Source organism: Lutimaribacter pacificus (genome assembly GCF_900142185.1).
GTDB classification, from domain to species: domain Bacteria; phylum Pseudomonadota; class Alphaproteobacteria; order Rhodobacterales; family Rhodobacteraceae; genus Lutimaribacter; species Lutimaribacter pacificus.
This window is the reverse complement of sequence record NZ_FQZZ01000009.1, coordinates 1-20061: the sequence shown is the minus strand read 5'-3', so window position 1 is coordinate 20061 and position 20061 is coordinate 1. Positions and strand designations below refer to the sequence as shown.

Here is a 20061-nt window from a genome sequence, read left to right as displayed (position 1 = left end):
ATCTTTCCTTTCGGTCGTTGGGGGCAGGCATCAGCCCCTTGTTTCGGGTTCCGGGGTGGCGTCCGGCGCGGCGTGATCGCGCCGCGCCTGCAGCCACAAGGCGGCAAGGACGACAAGACCCGCACCGTTGATCCATAAGGTCTGCGCGCCGCCGATCCCCGGCGGCAGCAGCAGCGCCAGACCGCTGACGCCAACAAGACCCCGGCGCATGGCGCCGGCCGGTCCATGCAGCCAGCCAACGAAGGCGGCGGAAACCGCGTAGACGCCGATCACCGCGGTCAGCACCGCCAGCACGATCTCGCCCGGCTCGCCCACCAGCAGCAGCGACGGCGAAAAGACGAACAGGAACGGCACGATATAGGCCGTCCAGCCAAAGCGCATCGACTCCCACGCCGTCGCCATCGGCGACGCCTTGGCGATGGCCGCGGCAAAGAAGGCGCCGATGCCGATGGGCGGTGTTACCATCGACATCATGCCCAGATAGAAGATGAAGAGATGCGCGGCGATCGGCTCCACCCCCGACTGCACCAGCGAGGGCGCGATCAGAACGGCCAGCAGCAGGTAAACCCCGACGGTCGGCATACCCATCCCAAGCACCAGGCAGACCAGCGCCGAGATCAGCAGCAGCAGGAACAGGCTGCCCTGCCCCAGGTCGACCAGCGCAAAGGTTGCCGCAAAGCCAAGGCCGGTGACGTTCAGCACCCCGATGATGAACCCGGCTGCGGCCGATATCATGATGATCTCGGTGATCGAGCGCCCGGCCTCCACCGCCGATTTCCACAGGTCGCGCAGCACCATCCTGGTCTTGCCGTAGCCCACGGTCAGGCCGATCAGCAGCGCGGCGCCACCGCCCCACAGCGCGGCCGTCTCGGCCCGCTGGTTGAACCAGAACAGCGCGATCACGATCGCCGCGAAGGGCAGGATGAACACCCAGCCCCTGGCCATCACCGCCCGCGTCGCGGGAATGTCGTCCAGGTCCAGCGGCCTGATCTTCTGCTTCGCGGCCTGAAGGTCCGCCTGCACGAAAAGCGCAACGTAATACAGCAGCGCCGGGATGATCGCGGCCACCACGATCTCGGCATAGGGCCGTTGCAGGATATCGGCCATCAGAAAGGCCACCGCCCCCATCACCGGCGGCGCGATCTGCCCGCCGGTCGAGGCGACCGCCTCGACCGCGGCGGCGGTGGTGCGGCGAAAGCCCGACTGCACCATCAACCTGATCGTGACGACGCCCGTCGCCACGATATTCGACACCACCACGCCCGAGATCGAGCCAAACAGCCCCGACGCGACGATCGAGATCTTGGCCGCCCCGCCGCGCCGCCGGCCCATCGTGGCCATGGCTATATCGTTGAAGAAATCCGCCCCGCCCGAGCGCAGCAGGAGTTGGCCGAAAAAGACAAAGGCCACCACCACCGTGGCCGCAACATTCAGGGTCAGCCCCAACAGGCCGTTCGGGTCGAACGCCAGGTAGACAGCCAGCCGCGCGGGCGCGACCTCGCGGGTTTGCAGGGCGCCGGGCACCAGGTGGCCGATCGTGCCGTAGCCCACGATCACCAGCACCACGATGACCAGCGTCCAGCCCACCGCGCGACGCAACCCTTCGAGCACCAACAGGAACAGCGCCGCACCGACGACAAGCGCATCCCACGGCAACGACATCGCGCTGGACACCAGCGTGGGATAGGCCACCGCCACGTAAAGCGACAGCCCCAGCCCGAGTGCCGACAACGTCCAGTCGAGCAGCCCCGAAAGGCCGCGCTCCGTCCTGCCCTTTTCGCCGCGATCCGACACCAGGAACACGATCGCCAGGCTCAGCCCCAGGACAACGGCCAGGAACTGCTCGGTATAATATGAAAAGCCAAGCCGCGATGGCAGACCGGCCGCCTGCACCATCGCAACCAGGGTCAGCGCGCCGGCCATAAGGCTGACCACCAGGCCCTTCGCGCCGATCGACGGCACGGGTCTTTCGTTCTGTTCCAAACCGTTCCCCTTCATTGCAGCGGGGGCGACCTTTCGCCCCCGCATTGGTTCGTCGTACCGAACGCCGTCAGTCCGTTGTCATGGCAACGCCACGCTCTTCGAAAAAGGAGGCAGCGCCGGGGTGATACTCGACACCGGGGTACTGCTTGTAGGCGGTTTCGAGGTTCAGCGCGCCCAGCGGCGGATACGCCCCGGCGATGGCCTCACGCTCGTCGAACAGCACGGCCAGCAGCGCCTGCACCTGCGCGTCGGGCACATGCGCGCCGGCCACCAGCACGTTGTCCCAGGTCACGAACATCATCGGTTCGGGCACGCCCACGCGCACCGGCGCCGGCGTCACCTCGGAAAAGTAGAAGGCCGGGCGCACCTGCCGGATGCTGGCAAGTGTCTCGTCATTGGCCTCGACCGCCAGGAACCGTACGCCATTCACCGCAGCGTCGATTTCCGCCACCTTTGGACCGCCCACCGCGAAAAAGGCACTGTCGACACGGCCCGACGCCATATCATCCGATCCGCGGATCAGTTCGGGCACCGGCACCTGGTCGACATCGTCCCAACTCAGCCCGCCGGCGGCCAGGATGGCCGAGATATGCGACCGGGCGATGGGAAACGCATCCCAGCCCGAGGGCACGCTGCGCCCGGCAAGCTCGGAAACGTGGCTCAGCCCCGAGCTTTCCTTGACATACAGTCCCACGGGAAACGGGTTGACCCGCGCCACGACGCGCAGGTTCGGCATCGGCGTGTCATATTCGCCGGTGCCCGATACCGCGGTGATCACGTCGTTCACGTCATTGAGCGAGAATTCCGCCAGCCCCTCGTCGACTGCCTGCATCATCTGCGCGTTGCCGCCATAGGGCTGCACCACCAGACGCATGTCCGCCGACCCGCGCGCCTGGCCCGAGATGACCGAGGCCATCGTGTTCCAGACCGACCCCTGCGGCGGCGTCGAAAACGAAAGAACCTGGGCATGCGCGGCCGCGGCAAATCCGATCGCCGCGACGCCCGCCAAAGCAAGTCTTGTCAGGTATTTCATGTCATTCCTCCCATTGAGATACGTAAGGGTCAGGCAACCGCATCGCTTTTGCGGACAAGTGCCTGACGGTCGATTTTGCCGGTCCCCGTCTTGGGCAGCTCGGCGACATAGTCGAACAGCCGCGGCGATTTGAACGGCGTCAGGTGCACCTTGACGAAATCCCGCAGCTTTTTGGTCTCGGCCTCGTCGGCGGCGACACCGGGCACCAGGCTGACAACCGCGCGCAGGGCCGTGCGCTTGTCCTCAAGCTGCTCGGCCAAAACGACGCATTCATGAATATCCGGGTGCTCGTTCAGGCAGCGTTCCACCTCCAGCGGCCAGACCCATTGGCCCGACACCTTCACCAGGTCGTCGGAACGCCCGCGGAAGTAATAGAATCCGTCCTCTTCCACGAAACGGTCGCCGGTATAGATCCAGTCGCCGCGCATGGTGTCGCGGGTTTTGTCGGGGCGGTTCCAGTAGGTCGGCGCGGAGGAATGGCCGCGCACGAACATCACGCCCTCCTCGCCCGGCGCGGCGGGTTTGCCGTCGGGCGTCTCCAGGCGGATCTCATAGCCCGGCACGCGCGCGCCCGCCGCGCCCAGCCGGTGATCGTCCAGCCGGTTCGACAGGTAGATATGCAGCATCTCGGTCGATCCCAGCCCCTCGGTCGGGCCATGCCCGACCAGTTCTTTCCAGGCGGTATACACATCTGCCGAAAGCACCTCGGCCGCCGACATCGACTTCCGCAACGACGACAGGTCGCGCTGCGCGACATCCTGCGCCCGCACCAGCGCCGTATAAAGCGTGGGCAGGCCGAACAACACCGTCGGTCGGAAGGCCGCGATGGCGTCCAGCACCACGTCCGGCTGCGGCTGTCCCGGCACCATGACCGAGGTCGCCCCGCAGACGAAGGGAAACACCAGCGAATTGCCAAAGCCATAGGCGAAGTACGCCTTGGGCACCGAATAGCAAATGTCATCGCGGGTCAGCTTCAGCACATGCTGGCCGAAACTCTGCTGGATATAGGCCATGTCGTGATGCAGGTGGACGATGCCCTTGGGCCGCCCCGTCGACCCCGAGGAATACATCCAGAACGCCATGTCGTCGGGGCCGGTATCGGCGGGCTCCAGTGTAGTCGCGGTCCCCTCCAGAAAGGTTTCGGCGCTGACGGCCAGGCCGTTATCCGACATGCCATTGGCGATAATCAACGTTTCAAGCCGCGTGTCCTCCAGCGTTTCGGCATCGAACACCCCGGCAAGCTCGGACTCGACCAGCGCGAAACGCGCGGCACTGTCTTTCAGGAAATAGTTCAGCACATCGGGCTTGGTCTGGATGTTCAGCAGCACCGGCACGAACCCGGACCGCACCGCACCGTAGAACGCCGCCGGGTAAACCGGGGTGTCGTCCAGGAAAAAGGCGATCCGCTCGCCCCGCGTCAGCCCCGCCCGCCGAAACGCATCGCCCCAGCGCGCGGCCTCGGCGATCAGTTCGGCATAGGTCAGGCTGCCCAGCGGGCTGACGATGGCGATCTTGTCAGGGTTGCGGTCCAGGTTCTGCCACAGCAGCCCCGAACAATTGCTATGCGCGGCCTTGTCGAACCCGATTTCGTGCGCCCCGGCGACATCCGGGGCCACCGGGTCGACGACGGGATCGGGCGCCGCCTCCTTGATGCTGTCATACCGCGCCATAAAGCCCGGCGCGGCCTCGCGCAGCCGGTCCATGTCCATGCGCCCCGACCGGGTGAGATAGTCAAAGGCGAAATCCAGGGCCGGCCGGTCCAGCCTGGCCGCGAAATCCTCGTACCAGCGGGCCGAGGTATTGGCCGCATCCACGATGCCCCTGGCCACCGGCGGGCGCTCGCGCTGGAACGCGGCCAGCGCGGCGTCGAGGTCGTCATGCGCACGCAGGTCGGCGACCAGGGCAAAGGCATCCTCCATCGCCAGGCGCGTGCCCGACCCGATGGAAAAATGCGCCGTGTGCGCGGCATCGCCCAGGATCACGCGCCGGCCGGAAACCCAGCTGTCGCACCAGAGCCGGGGAAACTGCCGCCAGACCGAATTGTTGGTCAGCAGCCCGCGGCCCTGCAACGCATCCGCGAAAACCGCACCGCACTGGCGCGCGCTTTCCTCTTCCGACATCTCCGCAAAGCCGCAGGCGCGGAAGGTCGCGTCGTCGCATTCGACGATAAAGGTGCTGCGATCCGGGCCGAAGGGATAGTGATGCGCGGTAAAGGTGCCGCTGTCGGACTTCACGAATGTCTGGGTCAGCCGCTCGAACGCCACCGGCGCACCGAACCAGGCGAAATGGTTACCGAAATGGTCGCGCTGCGGCCCAAAACCCGCGGCATCGCTGTCACGCAGCACCGAATTCAGCCCATCCGCCCCGATCACCAGGTCGGCATCCAGCGCGGCCGGATCGGTCACCTCGCGCCCGAATTCCAGCACCGCGCCCAGCTCTTCGGCGCGTTTGGTCAGCAACTCATTCAACGCGACACGCGCAATCGCGGCATAGCCCATGCCGTCGATCACCTCGCGGCCCGTGGGCGTCACCAGCGCCATGTCGCGCCATTGCGTCATGTGCGGCACAATCAGGCCGTATATTTCGGGGTCGTCCGCTTGCAGCGTGGCCAGCACCCGGTCGGAAAAGACCACTCCGAACCCGAAGGTCGACCCGCGCGGGTTACGCTCGATCACGCGAACGGACACATCCGGGAAATGACGGCGCAGCAGGATCGCGGCATAAAGGCCCGCCGGGCCGGCACCAAGGATATCGACGGTTGAGAAACTGGACATTCTGGGCCCCTCTGCTGGGTGGATGTTGTGATCGGTTGCCGGACCGCGCGGCAGGCGCCGCCACGCGGCGCAGCCCGATCAGGCGGTCACGATGGATCGTGTCAGGCGGATTTCGCCTTGTAGGCGGCGTAGTCGGCGGAAAATCCGGGCGCCATTTCCCGCAGGCGTTCGGGCGTGATCCGCCCCGAGCGCATCAGGTAGTCATGGGCGAATTCCATCGGCGGCATCTGCATCTTCTGGCCGAATGTCTCGTACCAGATCGCCGAAACGGTGGCCGCCTCCACGATCTTGTGGGCGATCGGCGGGCGGCTTTCCTGGTAGCGTTCCAGCGCCGCCTCCATGCTGTCCTCGGCGGCCAGCGCCTGCACCAGCGCCAGCGCATCCTCCATCGCGATACGGGTGCCCGACCCGACCGAGAAATGCGCCGTGTGCACCGCGTCGCCCATCAGCACCCGGTTGCCCGAATACCACTGGCTGCACCACAGTTTCGGAAACTGCCGCCAGATGGACCTGTTGGTGATCAGCCTGGCACCCTCGAGCACATCGGCAAAAATCTCTTCGCAGGCCGCAGCGCTCTGGTCTTCGTCCATGTCGGCAAAACCCCAGGCGCGGAACACCTCGTCGGTGCATTCCACGATAAAGGTCGAGCGGTCGGGCGAGAACCGGTAGTGGTGCGCGTTCAACGCGCCCTTGTCGGTGTTCACGAAGGTCTGCGTCAGCGTGTCAAAGGGCCGGTCGGCGCCAAACCAGGCGAAATGGTTGTTACGCTGCTCGATGGTTTCGCCGAATGCCTCGGGGTCGCTGGCGCGCACCAGCGAGTTCAGCCCGTCGGCCCCCACGATCAGATCACCCTCCAGCTCGTCGAGCGTATCCACATGCTGCGAAAAGCGCAGTTCCGCACCCAGCTCCTCGGCGCACTTGCGCAGGGTCTCGATCAGTTCCAGTCGCCCGATGGCGGTGAAACCGACGCCGTCCAGCGTCACGGTGCCGTCGGGCAGGTTCAGCGTCATGTTTTCCCAGCGTTCCATGCCGGGCACGATCAGGTCATGGGTCTCGGGATCGTCCGCCTTGAGGAAATCGAGCGCCCGGTCCGAGAACACCACACCGAACCCCCAGGTCGCGCCTTTCGGGTTCTGCTCGGTCACCCGCACCTTCACATCCGGCATGTGCCGGCGCAGCAGGATCGCCGTGTAAAGTCCGGCCGGACCGCCGCCCAGAATATCGACGCTGGATACCTTGGTCATGGTTCCTCCCTCAAACCTATCGACTTCGCCACGGGGCTAGCCCATATTTCCATTATAAGCAAATATTTTCATATAGCGAAAATCATGAGATGCGCGGCCCGCCCTTTGCTCAACCCCGACCCAATCCGCGATCCGGTGGGAATATCCCAATATCTTTCGCTGGATAGGGGCGGCATTTGCGCCTATGCTGCAACCTTGGCAGCCCCGCGGAAGGCCACGCCGGACCGGAGCCGCCGACACCGATCCGCATGGAGCCCGGCACCAGTCGGGGCGGCGATTCGGGGCGGATTCGGGCGGAACGGACCACCCGCACAGATGAACGAAACCCGGCCAGCAATGGGGGAAAACCATGTCAGCCGAAGGCAATCACGGCCTCAAGTCTCTCGATGCGGCCCTCAGCGTCCTCAATCACCTGGTGTCCATCAACGGCGCCACCACCCTGTCGGAAATCGCCCGCGCGCATGACATGCCCGCCAGCAAGGTGCACCGCTACCTGGCGTCCTTCGTCTCGGCCGGGCTGGTCAAGCAACAGGGCCGCTCGGGGCGCTACGATCTGGGCCCGGCCGCGTTGCAGATGGGGCTTGCCGCGCTGACGCGGCACGATTTCGTGAACTCCGCGACCGAGGGCCTGCCCGACCTGTCGGCCGAAACCGGGATGACCGTGCTGTTGGCCGTCTGGGCCAATGACGGCGCAACCGTCGTGCGATGGGAAAGGGGCGCCTCACCCACCGATACGTCCATGGGGCTCGGCACCACACTGCCGCTGCTCAACTCGGCCACAGGGCGGGTGTTCCTGGCCTGGGGGCCGCCGCGCGCCATCGCCCCCGCCCGCGACAGCCAGATCAGGCGCCTGGCGCGCCAGTCGGGCGCATTGCAGGATGTCGAGCCGACCAAGGCAAGCGTGGCCGCGCTGGTCGCCCGCCTGCGCAAACAGGGATTCGCAACGGTCGAGGGCCGCTTCATTCCCGGACTGATCGCGGTCAGCGCACCGATCCTGGACTGGCAAGGCGAGGCGCAGGCCGCCATTACCCTGGTCGGCACCGACCCGGCAATTCTGGCACCCGACTCCGATCAGGTGCGCATTCTGACCGCCTATTGCGCCGAGAAATCGGTCGAGCGGAAAGCCGGCTGAACCGGCCCCGCTCCACCGCCGATTGGTCGATGCCTATTGCACGCCCGCGTCGTCGCCCAGCACGACAAGCGCATCCAGCGCCAGCGCGCCGACCTCATTCACCCGCAGCGGGTTGATCTCGACCTCGGAAATCCCGGGGTGGTCCCGCATTATCCGGCCAATCGCGGCGGCGGCGTCGGCAATCGCCGCCCTGTCGCAACGCGGCAGGCCGCGGAACCCGTCGAGCATCCGCTTGCCACGCAGACTGTCGAGCATGTGCGCCACGTCGGCCCGCCCCACCGGCGCGATCGCCACCGCCGAATCCGCGACCGCCTCGGCCAGCACCCCGCCCAGCCCGATCACGACGCACGGTCCCCATGACGGGTCACGGACCCCGCCCAGGATCAGGTCGACCCCGGCGGGGGCCATTTCCTCGATCAACACACGGTTCGGCGCTGCCGTCGGAATGCGTGCGATCCGGTCAAGCGCCGCGTCAAGCTGCGCAGCGTCGCGCACGTCCAGCACGACCCCGCCCAGTTCGGTCTTGTGGGCAACATCCGCAGCGGCAATCTTGACCACCACGGGCTTGTCGAGATCGGCAAAGGCGCGCTGCGCCGCAGCGCGGCTTTCGCACAACATGCTGCGCGGCACCGCGATGCCATAGGACCGCATCAACGCCTTGGCCGCGCTTTCGTCGATGGGGCCGGTCAGCGCTGCGCCCCCCGGCGCGTCGGGCGTTTCGGGCGCGTCGCCGCGCTGCGCCAGCAGCCACTGGTGGCGCGCATCCGCGTCCAGCACGATCCCCGCCAGCGCCAGCCGGTCCGGCCCCAGCACCATCGGGGTGCCCGAGGCGCGCAGGTCGCGCCGCGCCTTTTCCAGGTCTCCGTCGGGGCCCAGCGTGCCGAACAGCACCGGCTTGCCCGTGGCCTCGTGCGCGGGCGTCAGCGCCTGCGCCGGGTCCAGAACCGAGGGCTCGCTGATCCCGAACACCAGCACCGCGTCGATGGCCGCATCCTGCGCCGCTGCGTGCACGATATCGGGAAAACCCGGCCCGGGCCGTCCGGTGTCGATCGGATTCCTGATATAGGTCATCGGCGGCAACAGCCCGCCGATCCGCTCCAGCGTGGCGCCCCCCAGCTCGGGCAGGTCGATTCCGGCGGTCTTCAGCGCGTCGGTGATCAGCAACCCCGGCCCGGCCTGCCCGGTGATCAGCGTCATTGCGCTACGCGGCTTGGGCGGTAAACGTCGACGGGCCAAAACGGCTGCCGCCTGCGCCAGGTCGTCCAGCGTATCCACGACGACGGCTCCGCCCTGGACAAGCGCGGCAACGGTCCGGTCGCGCGATCCCATCAGGTTGCCGGTATGCGACACCGCGAAATCGCCGATATCCGCCCGGCCCGCGACCACCGCCACCACCGGCTTGCGCGGCGTCACGCGGCACAGCGTTTCATACAGCGCCCGCCCGTCGTTGACGCCTTCCAGGTGCAGGGCGATGGCGTCGGTATTGTCGTCCTCGGCCAACAGTTCCAGCATGTCGCGCGTATCGGTATCGGCAGCATTGCCCAACCCCGCCGCGATCGACACCCCCTCGCCCAGGCCGTTCAGCAGGTAACCGAGGCTCAGGTTCACGCCGCCCGACTGGGCGAGAACCGCGATCCGTCCGGGCGCGAGCGTGTCGACGCCCGGCACGAAACTGGCGATGCAGCCCGCCGCCGGATTCACGAAACCCGACGTGTTCGGCCCCAGCAGGCGCAACCCGGTGTGACGGCAGATATCGACCAGATCCTGTTCCAGCCGGGCGCCCTCGGGCCCGGTTTCGCCGAACCCGCCCGACACGATAAAGACACCGCCGACGCCACGCGCCGCGGCCTCGGCCGCGGCCTGAACACAGGCCCGCGCGGGAATCGCCAGGATGGCAAGGTCGACAGGCTCGGGCAGATCGGCCAGGCCGGGGTAACAGGGCACACCCCGGATCTCGGTTTCGCGCGGATGCACGGCCACCAGCGTGCCGGGGAACCCCGCCAGCGTGGCCAGCGCCTGCGACCCGGCCTTGGCCGGATCGCGCGAGGCGCCGACAACAGCGATCGAACGCGGGTTGAACATGCGGTCCAGGTTTTCGCGCCGGGTCCGCTCGCCGGCGGACCCTGTACCGGTATCGCCGCCGGCCGTGCTGCCGTATTGCGTCATCATCACGTCTCCTCCTTGCGGCAGGCCGGCGCGACCCCGGGGCGCGTCAACGCCCGGGTCCGGCCTCCGCATATTTCCTTTTTGGAAAACTATTTGCATATTATGGAAAACATGTCTAGGTTCCCCGCAGCCTTGTCCGTCCTTTCCGGGAGAGAGACCGCCGCACGCGGAAACCACGGCCGGACAAGGTGGGGATATGGCCGGTTGGCCCCGGTGCGAACCGGTGGAAACCGCCCTGCCCGCCCCCCGCGCGGCTCGCCTGCGCCGAGAAACCAGGAGGACACCACATGACCGAGGCAACGACGCACGACACGGTCGAACACGGCATGCAGCCCGAGGACACGCCCGAGCTGCGCGCGCTTTACAAGGGGTTCGAACAGGCCAACCTGCTGCCGCTCTGGACCCAGCTGGGCGACCTGATGCCGATCACCCCCAAACCCCGGGCCCTGCCGCATGTCTGGAAATGGTCCGACCTGCTGCCCCTGGCCGAAAAATCGGGCGAGCTGGTGCCGGTCGGCCGCGGCGGCGAACGCCGCGCCATCGGCCTGGCCAATCCCGGCCTGGGCGGCAACGCCTATATCAGCCCGACGCTATGGTGCGCGATCCAGTATCTTTGCCCCGGCGAAAATGCCCCCGAGCACCGCCATTCGCAAAACGCGTTTCGCTTCGTCGTCGAGGGCGAAGGCGTCTGGACCGTGGTCAACGGCGACCCGGTGCGCATGAGCCGCGGCGACCTGCTGCTGACCCCGGGCTGGAACTTTCACGGCCATCACAACGTCGCCACCGAACCGATGGCGTGGATCGACGGGCTCGACATTCCGTTCAGCCAGCAGATGGACGTGGGCTTTTTCGAGTTCGGCTCGGACCGGGTGACCGATAACGCCACGCCGAACTACAGCCAGGGCGAGCGGCTCTGGTGTCACCCGGGCCTGCGCCCGCTGTCGCAGCTGAACGACACCGTCAGTTCGCCCATCGGCGCCTATCGCTGGGAATTCACCGACCGCGCCCTGACCGAGCAGTTGCTGCTCGAGGACGAGGGCCAGCCCGCCACCGTCGAACAGGGCCACGCGGCCATCCGCTATGTGAACCCGACCACCGGCGGCGACGTAATGCCCACCATCCGGTGCGAGTTTCACCGCCTGCGCGCCGGCACCCAAACCCCGGCCCGGCAAGAGGTCGGGTCGACCGTGTTCCAGGTGTTCGAAGGCAAGGGCACCGTGGTTCTGGGCGGCGAGACGAGGACGCTGGAAAAAGGCGATATCTTCGTCGTGCCCTCGTGGGTGTCCTGGTCGCTTCAGGCCGAAACGCAGTTCGACCTGTTCCGCTTTTCCGATGCCCCCATCATGGAGCGGCTGCACTTCATGCGGACGCAGGTAGGCGGCGCGTGAAACTGACAGCCGAAGAACAGGCCGCGCGCGATGCCCTGCGCGCGCGGCAGGGCGCGGGCGCGCGCTATGACGCGGCACAGGCACCGCATGACGAGCTGTTGCTGGCCCGACGCGCGACCGCCCTTTTCGCCCGCAAGCTGAACGACCTGTCCGACGACGCCCTTTACGCACCGTCATCGGTGCCGGGCCTGACCCGCGCCCATGTTGTGGCCGGCGTCAGCTACCAGGCGCGCGCGCTGACACGGCTGATCGAAGGCGTGCGCAGCGGCGTCGAACAACCGATGTATCCCTCGCCCGAGGCCCGCGACGCCGAGATCGCGCACGGTGCTACCCTGCCCCCCCGCGCCCTGCGACACCTGTTCGACCATTCCCGGGTGCATCTCGATGTCGAATGGCGCGACCTCGAAGACTCCGGGTGGGACCGCCATGTGCGCCTCCTCGACGGGTCGCAGATGCCGGTGCACCAACTGCCCGCCCTGCGCGCAAGGCTTTTGTCCGAAGCCGCTGCGCAGCTGGAAAACAAGGACTGACACGACGCAAATCGCCGTTTCCCCGCCTGCCCCTGCAGTGGCAAGATGCAGGCCGCGCCACTGCCGCGAAATGCCGCCTGCTCGTTTTCCACCAGCACCTGCCTCGGAAGCTCCCCAAAAGGCGTTACGCCGCGCAATGCGGGATCGAGATCGTCCGCAAGGGAGCTGTCAGACCGATGAGGGTGCTGCCAGACAAATTCGAACCAGTCTCCACAAGGACAGAATGCCTGTCCCTTATGCCGTGCAGAGACCACGCCACTCGGTCAAGGCCGCGGCGCGGTTCGATTTGAAATGTGACCTGGAGGAAAGGCTGCGCTCCGAATTAAACAAGTTGTAGATCGAGGCGTGGACGGCGGCGAATTTCTGTAAACTTCGCATGCGTCGGAAGCGCAGCATCGCCCGTTCTCGCCGTCGGAACGGCAGATGTGAATTCTCCGCTCTGTTGTTCAGCCAACGCCCCGTTTCCTGTCGATCTGCATTGCCGATCTCCTTCAACGCGGCGCCGTACGAACGCAGCCTGTCCGTGACAATGACGTCTGGGCGTCCGTGCTTGCGCATTGCTTTCCTTAGGAATTTTAGCGCCGCCTTCTTGTCTCGCGTCTTGGTCACAAAGCTTTCCAGGACTTCGCCTTCGTGATCCACAGCCCGCCAGAGGTAGTGGCGCTCGCCGTTGATCTTCACGAACATCTCATCCAGATGCCAGCACCAGTTGCTGGATTTCATCCCGGAAATCCGCCGCTTTCGGATTTCCGATGCAAACATCGGCCCGAACCGATGCCACCAATATCGAATGGCTTCATGGCTCACATCGATAACGCGTTCGTGCAGCAGGTCTTCGACATTTCTCAGAGACAGTGGGAACCGCACGTACAACATCACCGCCAGGCGGATGATCTCACGGCTCGTTGTAAAGTATTTGAATGGATCGGGTTTTGTCATACGCGAACGCTACGAAACCGCCCTGCCCGTCTAAACCCAGTTTTCTTTGACAGTATCATGGCGCCCATAGTCAGGCGGGTCCGCCAAGGGTAACTCCAGTGACGTACGTATAGCACCCTGCCCGTCCGGGGTCATGTGCAGTCCTCTTCTCCGTCGTCTTTCACACGGTCCGTCGCATCGCGCGCTGCTACTTCATCCGCCATGATGCGGCGCAGATCGGCCTTCAGGATCTTGCCCATCGGATTGCGCGGCAGGCTCTCACGAAACAGGATACGACGCGGCACGGCATAATCGGCCAGTTCCTCGCGGCACATATCCTGCAATGCGACCGCCAGAGCATCGCCCGCCCTCCCGGGTCGCGCCGTGACAATGGCGGCGACATCTTCTCCCAGATGAGGATGCGGCACGGCGATCACCGCAGCCTCCAGCACATCTGGGTGACGATAAAGCGCGTTCTCGACCGCGACCGAGGCTATCTTCAATCCGCCCCGGTTGATCAGGTCTTTCTTGCGATCCCCGAACCACAGGAAACCGTCGCGGTCGAGCTGCCCGACATCACCCGTGCGGATGCGCCGCCCGTCAAAGGCCGCGGCGGTGGCGGCCGCGTTGCGGTAATAGCCCAAGGCCACAGGCGCACCTGTCAGAGCAATCTCGCCCATCGTGCCTGCGGGCAAGGGGTGGCCCGCGTCATCCAGTATTTCCACGTTCAATCCCGCCATTGCCCGCCCGACGGATCCGCCCTTTTCGGCAAGGCGATCGGACGGCAAAACCGTGCCAGCCGGGCCACTTTCGGTCATCCCATAAATCTGAACCTGATCCACCCAGGGCCATGTTCTCGCAATCCGCTCGGTCAGTTCACCCGGCATTGTAGCGCCGCCATTGGCGATGACGCGCAACCCGCGCAGGTCATGCCGCGCCGTATCATGGGCCTGTATCATGAAGTTCAGGATCGAGGGCACACCGTGGTAGAAACGCGTGCCTTCGCTACGGATCAGGTCAAGCCGGGCGCCGGTGTCAATCTGGCCTTCGATCACCAGGCCGGCCCCGGCGACCCAACATGACATGCCCGCAAGATTGAGCGCCGAGCTGGTGAAGAACGGGAAAGCGCCCTGGTATACGTCATCCGAACGCAGGCCCAACGCACCGCCGCTGCAGTGACCCGTCGCGATCATCGTGCGATGGCTGTGCATCACCGCCTTGGCCTTTCCCGTGGTGCCGGACGTGAACAATAGACATCCCAGCGCATCTGCCCCCGGATCGTCCAAGGGTATCTGTGGCTGTTCGTCACCGGGTTCCGTGATGTGCCCGGCATCTATGCTGACGGGCGATATGGCGCCCTGGGCTTTTGTCAGGGCAACTGCCGCGTCCAAGGGCGCGCGGCCATCGGCGTTGCTCAGGATGGCGAATGGTGCGGTCAAAGCAATCGCATGCGACAGCTCTGCTGCCGAACTGCGGGTGTTCAACGGCACCACCACGGCTCCGAACCTCAATGCTCCAAGGGCGGCAACGAAACACTCCAGCGCCCAATCATTGGTCAGATAGATCCCGAGCCGATCGCCCGGCTGCATCCCCATGTCTTGAAACCGCGTGGCCGCGCGTCGGCTTGCCGCGTTCAGTTCGGCATAAGTCAGGCGTCGGCGTTCGGCCCCGCATGTCATCGCCGACAGCGCCAGCGCGTCGCCGCGTGTGCGAGCCTGCAACTCCATAAGCGCAGGAACACTCAAACCATCATGATCAACCTGATCTGCCAAACGGCCCTGATACTGAGTATTCTTGTCTGTCATGGCTGTGCGCGTGACGCCGACCTGGAAGGATCATTCTGGTCGGGGAACATCAAACTGTCATCCAACCCAAGGCTTCGCGCCACGATCCGCAAATATGTTTTCTTAACCTCGGCGGGCAGATCAGTGATCACGGTGCCTTGGGCCGCATAGCGTTCCAGCAGGTATTCGCGCGCACCGATCATCATGTAGGCAATGACTTCGAGCTCACTCTCATCGTATCCTTGGATTTCGCCTGTGGCCCAGCCGCGCTGCAGCGACCGCGTGTAACCGCCCGCCATACGGCGCAGATATTGCTGGTGGGCTTCAGGCGCGAAAAAGGCCGCTTCGTTCAGGATACGATGCAGGGCGGGATGCCGTTGAAGGAATTCAAAGTTGGCATCCAGGCCCTTGCGTTCGCGCTCGGCAAAGGTCGAGGCATCCAGCGTCACTTCGGCGATGAAACGCAGCATGGCTTCGCCCACATGAGGCAGCAACTGGTCGAACAGATCCTGCTGGTTCTTGAAGTACAAGTAGATCAAACCATGGGCCACACCTGCTTCTTCGGCGATGCGCCCTATCGAGGCTTTGCCATATCCATACCGACCTACAACCACAGCAGCCGCATCAAGGATGTTTTGCCGTGTCTCCTGTGCTTTCCGAGCGCGTTTTGCCATATCATCTTTCACCCTCTTGACCTTGCCTGCATATGCGACCGGGCGGGCCCTGGGCAAGGCAGGGACGCCTTGTCGCCGTTAGCCTGTGCCCTCGGCGGCAAGAAGGTCGCGGATGCGCGCGCGCAGAACATGTTTCTGCACCTTCCCCGAGGCGGTGCGGGGCAGGTCATCCACGACTTCGAAAAGATCGGGGCATTTCTGCCGCGCCAACCCATAGTCCAGCAGGAACTCTGTCATCTCGGCCAAAGGCGGCACCTGCACGGCCACGGCGGGGATCACGTAGGCGCAGACGCCCTCGCCCAGCCGGTCATGCGGCATCGAAACGACAGCGGCCTCACGGATGGCAGGGTGTGTGTGCAGGGCATCCTCGATTTCCTTGGCGCTCAGGTTTTCGCCGCCGCGGATGATGATATCCTTCTTGCGGCCAGTGACAGTCAGGATGCCATCTTCGGTCACGATGCCCAGATCGCCGGTGCGAAAATACCCTTCGCCGTCGAAAGATTCCTTGGTGGCGGCGGGGTCGGTGTACCCCCGGAACAGCGAAGGACCACGGGCCAGAATCTCGCCCTCCCTCCCGGCGGGTAGGGGGAGCCCCGCGTCATCGACCACCTTGACGTCCCAATCCGTTACCCGCCCATCGCTATGCGCGGCAAGTTCCGTGTCATCAAGACAGCCCTGCGTAACCATGGGACATTCAGAACTTCCAAATACCCGGAAAGCGCGGCAATTGACGAAGTGACGGTTGGCCCTGTCGATCAGCGCTGGGGGCACGGCAGCCCCGCCGCAACCGTAGACACGCAGGTTGGGCAGCCGCTCTCCCTGCCGTCCCGCCTGATCTACGAGTTCGGCCAGAAAGGGCGTGGCGCCGATCATGAAGTCCACACCTTCGCGACGGGAAATCTCGACGGCCTTCGCCGCGTCCCAACGCTCCATCAGCACGCTGCGTGTACCGAACTGGAACGGCATCTCCATTCCATAGGAGTACCCCGTAACATGGGTAACCGGGCTGGGCATCAACAGCGTGTCACCCGCACTCAACCCCCAAGCCTCCATGCTGGACCACAGCGGACGGCGCGACTGGTTGTGCGAATAAATCACGCCCTTTGGCAGACCCGTTGTACCCGAAGTATAGATGATCAGCTTGGCGCTGTCGGGGTCTGCCGCCTTCAGCGGGTGTTTGACGCTTTGCCCCAGCGCCTCGATCGCGTCGAAGGTCAGCTCCCCACTCCCGCGCACGCTGGCGACATGGGCCAGATCGGGCAGGTCGGGGCGAAGCTCGTCATAGATCTTGGCATAATCGACCGCACGCCACTCCCCTGGAATGAACGCGATCCGCGCGCGGCAATCGGCCAGGATAAAGGCCAGTTCCGCCTGCCTATAGATGGGTATCACGGGATTGATGACAAACCCGCCAAGGGCACATGCCAGGTTCAGGATCACCGCCTCGGTCCAGTTCGGCAGTTGAAAGCTGACAGTATCGCCGGGGGCAATCCCCAGTTCCAGCAGCCCACGCGCCACGTCGGTGGCGCGTGCGAGGCAGGTGGCATAGTCAACTGCCCCCTTCTCGTCCATAACGGCGATCACCTCGGGTTGCAGCTCGGCCCTTTCGGTTGCCCTATCAGCCAATGTCAGGCCGGGCCATTCCCCCGAAGCCCGGCGGGCTTCACGTTCGCCCGGCGCGAAACGCAGTGGCCACCCGCCCTGCGGTTTGGACATGGATTCAGACTGCAAGGTAACGCTCCTTCAATTGCGGGTCGGCGTCAAAGGCATCCCAGCCTCCATCAAAGACGATACGCCCGCTGTCGATCAGCACGACCCGATCAGTGACGCGGCGCGCAAAGCCAAGGTTCTGTTCCGCGATCAGCAGCGCAAGCTCGCCGGTCTGCCGGATGCGCCCGATATCATGGGCGATCTCATCGACCACGACAGGGGCCAACCCTTCGACCGGCTCATCAAGCAGCAAAAGACGCGGCGCACCCATCAGGCCGCGCGCAACCGCAACCAGTTGCTGCTGCCCGCCGCTAAGTTGGTAGCCCGCACGCTGCAGCAATGGCTTGAGCAACGGGAACAAGTCATAGATCTCGTCACTGTTGACTTTCGCACCGGGTCGGGCGGCGTGACGGCCAAGCGCGATATTCTCGGCCACGGTGATGTTGGGATAGATCCGCCGGTCTTCGGGCACCAGAACCAGGCCGTGCCGGGTGCGTGCATCGGTGGCCACCCCCGCCAGAGCAACACCGTCGAACATGATCTCACCCGTCACGCGGGGGCCTGCATCCAGAAGGCTTTTCATCAACGTGGATTTGCCTGCGCCATTGCGGCCCAAAAGCGCCACGCTTTCACCGGGCTCCACGCGCAGTGCGGCATCCTGGATGATGTGACTGCCGCCGTAATAGGCGTTCAGGCCTCGTACCTTGAGCAAGGGTTCAGTGCTGGCCAAGATAAACCTCCCTTACGCGCGCATCTGCGCGCACCTTGTGCGGCTCGCCCGAGGCGATGATCGCGCCGTGATGCAGAACTGTCAGACGTGTCGCGAGGCCGAACACCACCTCCATGTCGTGTTCGGTCAGCAGAAGCGTCAGACCATACCGGGCACGCACATCTGAAATAAGGCGCACAGCTTCAGATCGGTCAGATGGTGACATCCCCGCAGTCGGTTCATCCAGCATCAGAACCTTGGGGCGCAATGCAAGGCTCATCGCCAGTTCCAGCCGCTTCTTGTCGCCATGCGACAGGGTTCCGGCCGGGTCGTCCAGCGTCCCCTCGAGCCCCAGTTCATGAACCAGGCGTTCAGCCTCGTCCATCACGGCTCGCCGTGGCGCGATATGGCCGAAACTGGCCCAAAGACCCTTTTCACTGCGCTCTCGCGTCTCGATCGCCACGATCAGGTTTTCAAAGGCTGACATGTCCTGGAATATCCGTGCGACCTGGAATGACCGCCCGATGCCACGCTGAACGCGCTGCCAACCTGCAAGCCCCGTCACATCCTGGCCGTTCAGCATGATCGAGCCACTGTTGATACGGGTTTCCCCGCTCAGGCAGCGAAAAAGCGTGGTCTTGCCAGCACCGTTCGGCCCGATGACTACATGCGCTTCGCCTTCCTCAAGATCGAAACTGACATCCTCCAGCACCTTTACCTGACCGTAGGATTTGTGCATGGCGCGTGCTTCCATGATCCGGGTCACTTGCCAGCCTCCGTTTCGGATGTCCGTTCGCCAGCGGTTTCAGAGCGGGCGGACTTGCTTGCAGCCGCGCGGCGGCGCTTGAGCAACCCCAGCAAGCCACCCGGAATAATCAGCACAACTGCCAAAAGCAGGACGCCCACAGTGATCTCGGACAACCCATGCATAGTGCGTGTTCCATAGTCGATAGCGCCGAACAGAATGGCCCCCACCGCCGGCCCCCAGAATTGCCCGGCGCCGCCCAGCAGGGTGAACAGGATCGGTTGGGTCGAAACGGTCCAATAAGCGATTTCGGGCGAGGCGATCTGCGTGAACGGCACCATGACCGCACCGCAGAAGGCGGCAACCGTGCCCGAGATGACAAAGGCGGTCAATTGCCAGCCCTGGATCGGTGTGCCCAGGAAAGCGGTGCGCATCTGGTCCTGCCGGATAGCCTGGAGCAAACGCCCGGCCGGTGCATTCTGAAAGCACCACATCATGACCGCCACCAGCGTCATCGCGATGATGATAAAGTAATAATAGGCCGTCGCACTGGTCAGGTTCAGCGTTCCGAAACCAAGCTCGATCACCGGGCGCGGGATGCCGGTCAGCCCGTCATTGCGGCCCAGAAAGGTGGTCTTGGTGATCAGGATGTGAATCAGCTCTGAGAAGGCCAAGGTCAGAACCGCGAAGTAGACCCCGCTGGCCCGGCGCAGGGCAACCACGCCAAAGACCAGCGCAATCAGCCCACCGCAGGCCGCGCCCAGCACAAGTGCGAGCAGAAACGGCATTTCGGGGACATGCCGCGTGATCAGCGCCATGCCATATGCCCCACCCGCGAAGAACATGGCATGACCGAAGCTCAGCAATCCAACGCCCGAGAACAGAAAGTTCCACGACAGACCGAAGACGATGTTGATGGCAACCAGACCGGCCAGGAACAACAGCCCGCTATTGGCCACAAATGGCACCACCGCGAACGCGGCCAGACCGCAGGCGGCGATCACCAGGTTTGTACGGAACCTTACGCGATAGTCGATCATGCGGTCTGCTCCTTGCCCATGATCCCCGAGGGCTTGACCAGCAAAATGACCGCCAGCGCCAGCAGGAAGAAGATGCCCGGATACTGCGGGAACAGATAAGTGCCGAAACTTTCGATCATGCCCAGCAGCAAGGCTGCTGTGAACGGCGGAGCAATACTCGGCCACGGTAGCGACGGCATAGTGTTGTCGCGGGCGGCGTAAAAGTCGTCCACTTTTGCCCTTTCGGATTTC

General features: G+C 64.6%; 15 protein-coding genes and 1 pseudogene. 3 read left to right on the top strand and 13 right to left on the bottom strand.

The window, feature by feature from the left end; all coding sequences use genetic code 11:
- Positions 1–30 precede the first annotated feature (30 nt).
- From F3H87_RS18200 to F3H87_RS18185, 4 genes are all read right to left on the bottom strand, one after another.
- On the bottom strand, positions 31–1983 hold the full coding sequence (locus F3H87_RS18200) for a TRAP transporter permease (protein ID WP_223228123.1): 1953 nt from the start codon (positions 1981–1983) through the stop codon (positions 31–33).
- A gap of 67 nt (positions 1984–2050) precedes the next feature.
- Complete coding sequence (locus F3H87_RS18195; protein ID WP_149789327.1) at positions 2051–3016, bottom strand: TAXI family TRAP transporter solute-binding subunit; 966 nt, start codon at positions 3014–3016, stop codon at positions 2051–2053.
- A gap of 29 nt (positions 3017–3045) precedes the next feature.
- Positions 3046–5790, bottom strand: coding sequence for a benzoate-CoA ligase family protein (locus F3H87_RS22180; RefSeq protein WP_149789326.1), 2745 nt, complete (start codon positions 5788–5790; stop codon positions 3046–3048).
- Positions 5791–5891: 101 nt separating this feature from the next.
- Complete coding sequence (locus tag F3H87_RS18185; RefSeq protein ID WP_149789325.1) at positions 5892–7034, bottom strand: FAD-dependent monooxygenase; 1143 nt, start codon at positions 7032–7034, stop codon at positions 5892–5894.
- A gap of 349 nt (positions 7035–7383) precedes the next feature.
- Here F3H87_RS18185 and F3H87_RS18180 point away from each other — a divergent pair, with 349 nt between their 5' ends.
- A complete protein-coding gene (locus F3H87_RS18180; RefSeq protein ID WP_149789324.1) occupies positions 7384–8166 on the top strand; it encodes an IclR family transcriptional regulator in 783 nt (260 codons plus the stop codon).
- Between the two features lie 33 nt (positions 8167–8199).
- On the opposite strand, the gene F3H87_RS18175 is transcribed toward F3H87_RS18180, so the two are convergent.
- Positions 8200–10335, bottom strand: coding sequence for an acetate--CoA ligase family protein (locus tag F3H87_RS18175; RefSeq protein ID WP_188129258.1), 2136 nt, complete (start codon positions 10333–10335; stop codon positions 8200–8202).
- Between the two features lie 284 nt (positions 10336–10619).
- Between F3H87_RS18175 and F3H87_RS18170 the strand changes: the two genes are divergently transcribed.
- Positions 10620–11720 carry a cupin domain-containing protein gene (locus F3H87_RS18170; protein WP_149789322.1) on the top strand — a complete coding sequence of 367 codons (1101 nt, stop codon included), beginning with the start codon at positions 10620–10622 and terminating at the stop codon, positions 11718–11720.
- Positions 11717–12250 (top strand): maleylpyruvate isomerase family mycothiol-dependent enzyme, encoded by a 534-nt coding sequence (locus F3H87_RS18165; protein WP_149789321.1) that lies wholly within the window; start codon positions 11717–11719, stop codon positions 12248–12250. The genes F3H87_RS18170 and F3H87_RS18165 overlap by 4 nt, the downstream gene beginning before the upstream one ends.
- A 234-nt stretch (positions 12251–12484) precedes the next feature.
- Here the strand turns inward: F3H87_RS18165 and F3H87_RS18160 are convergent, their stop codons facing one another.
- The 8 genes and pseudogenes from F3H87_RS18160 to F3H87_RS21865 form a co-directional block, all read right to left on the bottom strand.
- Complete coding sequence (locus tag F3H87_RS18160; RefSeq protein WP_149789320.1) at positions 12485–13189, bottom strand: IS6 family transposase; 705 nt, start codon at positions 13187–13189, stop codon at positions 12485–12487.
- Between the two features lie 131 nt (positions 13190–13320).
- Complete coding sequence (locus tag F3H87_RS18155) at positions 13321–14973, bottom strand: class I adenylate-forming enzyme family protein (RefSeq protein ID WP_149789319.1); 1653 nt, start codon at positions 14971–14973, stop codon at positions 13321–13323.
- Positions 14970–15638: a TetR/AcrR family transcriptional regulator gene (locus F3H87_RS18150; RefSeq protein ID WP_149789318.1), complete on the bottom strand. Its 669-nt coding sequence runs from the start codon at positions 15636–15638 to the stop codon at positions 14970–14972. Before F3H87_RS18150 ends, F3H87_RS18155 begins: the two co-directional genes overlap by 4 nt.
- A gap of 66 nt (positions 15639–15704) precedes the next feature.
- The gene (locus F3H87_RS18145; protein WP_223228122.1) at positions 15705–17357 is read right to left on the bottom strand and encodes an AMP-binding protein; all 1653 of its coding nucleotides are present in this window, start codon (positions 17355–17357) and stop codon (positions 15705–15707) included.
- The gene (locus F3H87_RS18140; protein WP_223228121.1) at positions 17347–18066 is read right to left on the bottom strand and encodes an ABC transporter ATP-binding protein; all 720 of its coding nucleotides are present in this window, start codon (positions 18064–18066) and stop codon (positions 17347–17349) included. The genes F3H87_RS18145 and F3H87_RS18140 overlap by 11 nt, the downstream gene beginning before the upstream one ends.
- On the bottom strand, positions 18053–18811 hold the full coding sequence (locus F3H87_RS18135) for an ABC transporter ATP-binding protein (protein WP_223228120.1): 759 nt from the start codon (positions 18809–18811) through the stop codon (positions 18053–18055). The genes F3H87_RS18140 and F3H87_RS18135 overlap by 14 nt, the downstream gene beginning before the upstream one ends.
- The gene (locus F3H87_RS18130; protein WP_149789317.1) at positions 18808–19830 is read right to left on the bottom strand and encodes a branched-chain amino acid ABC transporter permease; all 1023 of its coding nucleotides are present in this window, start codon (positions 19828–19830) and stop codon (positions 18808–18810) included. Before F3H87_RS18130 ends, F3H87_RS18135 begins: the two co-directional genes overlap by 4 nt.
- Positions 19827–20061: pseudogene (locus F3H87_RS21865) on the bottom strand (hypothetical protein); the annotation flags it as partial. The gene F3H87_RS18130 and the pseudogene F3H87_RS21865, both read right to left, overlap by 4 nt.